The sequence below is a fragment of the Streptomyces sp. NPDC059861 genome (assembly GCF_042731435.1).
GTDB lineage: Bacteria > Actinomycetota > Actinomycetes > Streptomycetales > Streptomycetaceae > Streptomyces.
Map to the genome: position 1 here is coordinate 1 of NZ_JBHWJQ010000090.1, position 2821 is coordinate 2821.

The following is a 2821-nucleotide window of genomic DNA, read 5'->3' on the forward strand; positions in this document are numbered from 1 at the left end:
CCCGAAGACGCCCTGGACTGCGCCTGCGGCTTCTACCTCGGCGACCCGACGCCCTGATCAACACCCCTCCACGAACTTCCGCGGAGCAGCACTAGATCCGGGTCCTGCGCCGGGCCGCCGCGGCGCGCAGGCCCAGGGCCACAGCCAGAAGGACCCAGGCCGCGGCGCAGTAGACCCACGCGGTCAGGCCCCGTGCCGCGCCGACGGCGCTCCAGATGCCCCAGAACAACAGGACGACGCACAAGGCGCTCCAGGCGATGTCTCCGATACGCGTGCGGAGTTGTGCCCGTTGTGTGGTGCCGGGTTCCAGGTCCCCAAGTCCGGACGTGTGATCCGCCCCCCGTTGCGTCATCAGTCCGTTCCCTCCGTTGCCATGTGCAGAGGCTTCTCATGTACCCCGCGGCCTGTGGCCCACGCTGTTGAAATGCCCGTCGGCCAACGGCAAGATCAACGCGTCACGGGAGTGACTGCCTCTCACAAACTGGCCAGTGGGCCGACGGGGACCGCCGATCCGCTGCGCAGGTTGGCGCAGGCGCTCAACAGGGTGGGCGGCGGGAGGCCGGCCAAGAAGTGCTCCGCGACGACGAAGATGCAGGCAGACAGTGCCGCTGCCGCGCGGCTCCCTCCGGGCGACGCGTGCCGGCGAAGGCAACGAGCGCAGGCCGAGCGTGCGGCAGATCGCTCGGTGATGGTTCGCCGGACGTGGCACTTCTGCGGCCCGTCGATGTGGTCAGGCCCGGGCGCGCGGAGGCACGGGACTGCGTCACACCTCTGTAAGCATGGTGGTGAGCGCGGTGAGGTCGTCGGCGGCCAGCGACGGGGGCGTCATCGTCGCGGGATAGTGCCCGGCACCACGGCGCAGCCAGGCGGCATTGAGCCCAGCACGGCGGGCGCCGTCGATGTCCCAGGGATGCACCGCGACCATGAGGGCTTCCGTCACGGCAACGCCGACTCGACCGACGGCGTAGTGGTAGGCACTACGAGCGGGTTTCCAGGCGCCGGGTCCGTGGACGTCGAGCAGGGCGTCGAAGCAGTCCAGCAGGCCGGCCCGGGCCAGCAGGCGTTCGGTGGTGGCCGTCGTGCCGTTGGTCATGGTGATCAGCCGCAGGCCACGGGCCCTGAGCGTTCGTACGCAACCTGGAACTTCCGGGTGTACGTCGAGCGTGCCGAAGCCCGCCAGGATGTACCGAGCCGCGTCCTCCGCGCCGCCGGACCAGCCTGGCAAGCCCTCCAGTAGCCCGCGCAGCCCGTCCTTCGCGATGTCGGGAAATGCAGCGAAGCCGCCCGCAGCCGTCAGCGCGAAGCCGTCCCGCAGCACGCCGGCGAACCATGTCTGCATCAGCTCGCTCGGCGCGCCGACCTCCTCGAAGCGGAGACGCAGCGGGCTCATGTCGCTCAGCGTCTCGTTCACGTCGAAGACGACGACCCGGAGTGAGGAAGGCATCGGCACGGACCCGACGTTACCCGCGCTCGCGCCTGTCGGGCAGCAGCGGTTCGTCACGCGAACCAACGAAGTGCACCCTCCCGCGCCCAACCAGGGGTACCGCGCTTACCCGATGCCGGTCGGAGCCTTCGAGGGCATCGGCGTGCCGGACACGGCCGGGTCGGCCTGGTCCACGGCAGCGAGCCAGAGGGTGGCGTCCAGCGCGCGGGCTCCGGTCAGCAGTTCCCACTGGTCGCGCTTGCCCGGGCCGGCGCCCCAGGAGGCGGGCAGGAGGGAGACGACCGCTCCGGCGTCCGCGTGGGCGCGGAACAGTTCGGGAAAGCGGACGTCGTAGCAGGTGGCCAGGCCGATACGGACGCCGTCGACGTCGATGGTGACAACCTCGGAGCCCGGGGCGACGGTCTCGGACTCGGCGAATGCGAAGGCACCGTACAGATGGATCTTGTCGTACGAGGCCTCGACGCCAGGCCCCGTGGCCAGCAGATGTCTTCCACGGGGCGCCCGAGATGGTTCTCGATGGCCAGGCCGTCCATCTCGGCCAGAGCCTGGTTGAGGTGTACGTACCTCAGGTCCTCGTCGAGCATCACCAGGCCGATGGGGCACGTCTCGAAGAGGGCGTCGAGGAACGCGAGGTTGGTTTTCACCCTGTCGAGTTCGTCGCTCCTGGCCGCCAGGCCCATGACCACGGACCGCCCCATGGCCCCGGTCACGGGGAAGACCCGGAACCCGCAGTCGAAGACGGAACCGCCACGATGCAGCGCCGGCAGCCGGCCGCGCCAGTAGCCGAGGGCCCGGGCGCGCTTCGCGAGTCTCTCAGCGGCGCGTGGGCTGCCCTGGGGCGGTCCCGGGAAGAGGGAGGCCGCGGGCTGGGAAAGGATTCCCGAAGGGGTGTGCCCGAAGAGGTCGTGTGCGCCGGGTCCCCAGAAGCAGATCCGGTCCTCGTCGTCCATGCCGAAGACTGCCACGGACACATGTTCGAGCAGAGAGCCGGGCTCCGACCGGAGCGGTCCCGGCTCACCCTCGCCGTCCGGCCGAACGGGTCGCACAGGTCGCACAGGATGATCCTTCCGCCTGAGGCGCGGTCACCTGGGCCCCCGCAGGGGCGGTGGGCGAGGCCCGCGCCTCCCCCCATTGTGGGGACGACGGACCATTACTGCCCGCCTCGCACCGTTGCCGCCCGCCCGCGACAGCTTCTCAACCGAGAGTGACGGGTAGGGCAGGATGCCGTCCGGAAGTGGGCCTTGTCACACAATGCGGACTTTCCTTGTCATTAGTGTGAAAACGGGCAGGGGCCCGCCGACGCAAGGGAGTGCAGTGATGACCAAGCCTGTTCTGGAACCCGCGGCTCAGGAGCTCGCGGACGCGACGGCCAAGCCG

The 2821-nt window shown here is 69.9% G+C and carries 2 protein-coding genes and 2 pseudogenes; all 4 read right to left on the reverse strand.

Annotated elements, in window-relative coordinates; genetic code table 11:
• Positions 1-91: 91 nt before the first annotated feature.
• Entirely contained in the window at positions 92-352 is a 261-nt protein-coding gene (locus ACFV6X_RS35470) for a hypothetical protein (RefSeq protein ID WP_385390544.1), read from the reverse strand.
• 411 nt (positions 353-763) lie between these two features.
• Entirely contained in the window at positions 764-1444 is a 681-nt protein-coding gene (locus tag ACFV6X_RS35475) for a haloacid dehalogenase type II (protein WP_385390546.1), read from the reverse strand.
• Between the two features lie 108 nt (positions 1445-1552).
• Positions 1553-1945: pseudogene (locus ACFV6X_RS35480) on the reverse strand (nitrilase-related carbon-nitrogen hydrolase); the annotation flags it as partial.
• A gap of 14 nt (positions 1946-1959) precedes the next feature.
• Positions 1960-2394 (reverse strand): annotated as a pseudogene (locus ACFV6X_RS35485) (PAS domain-containing protein); the annotation flags it as partial.
• Positions 2395-2821: the final 427 nt, after the last annotated feature.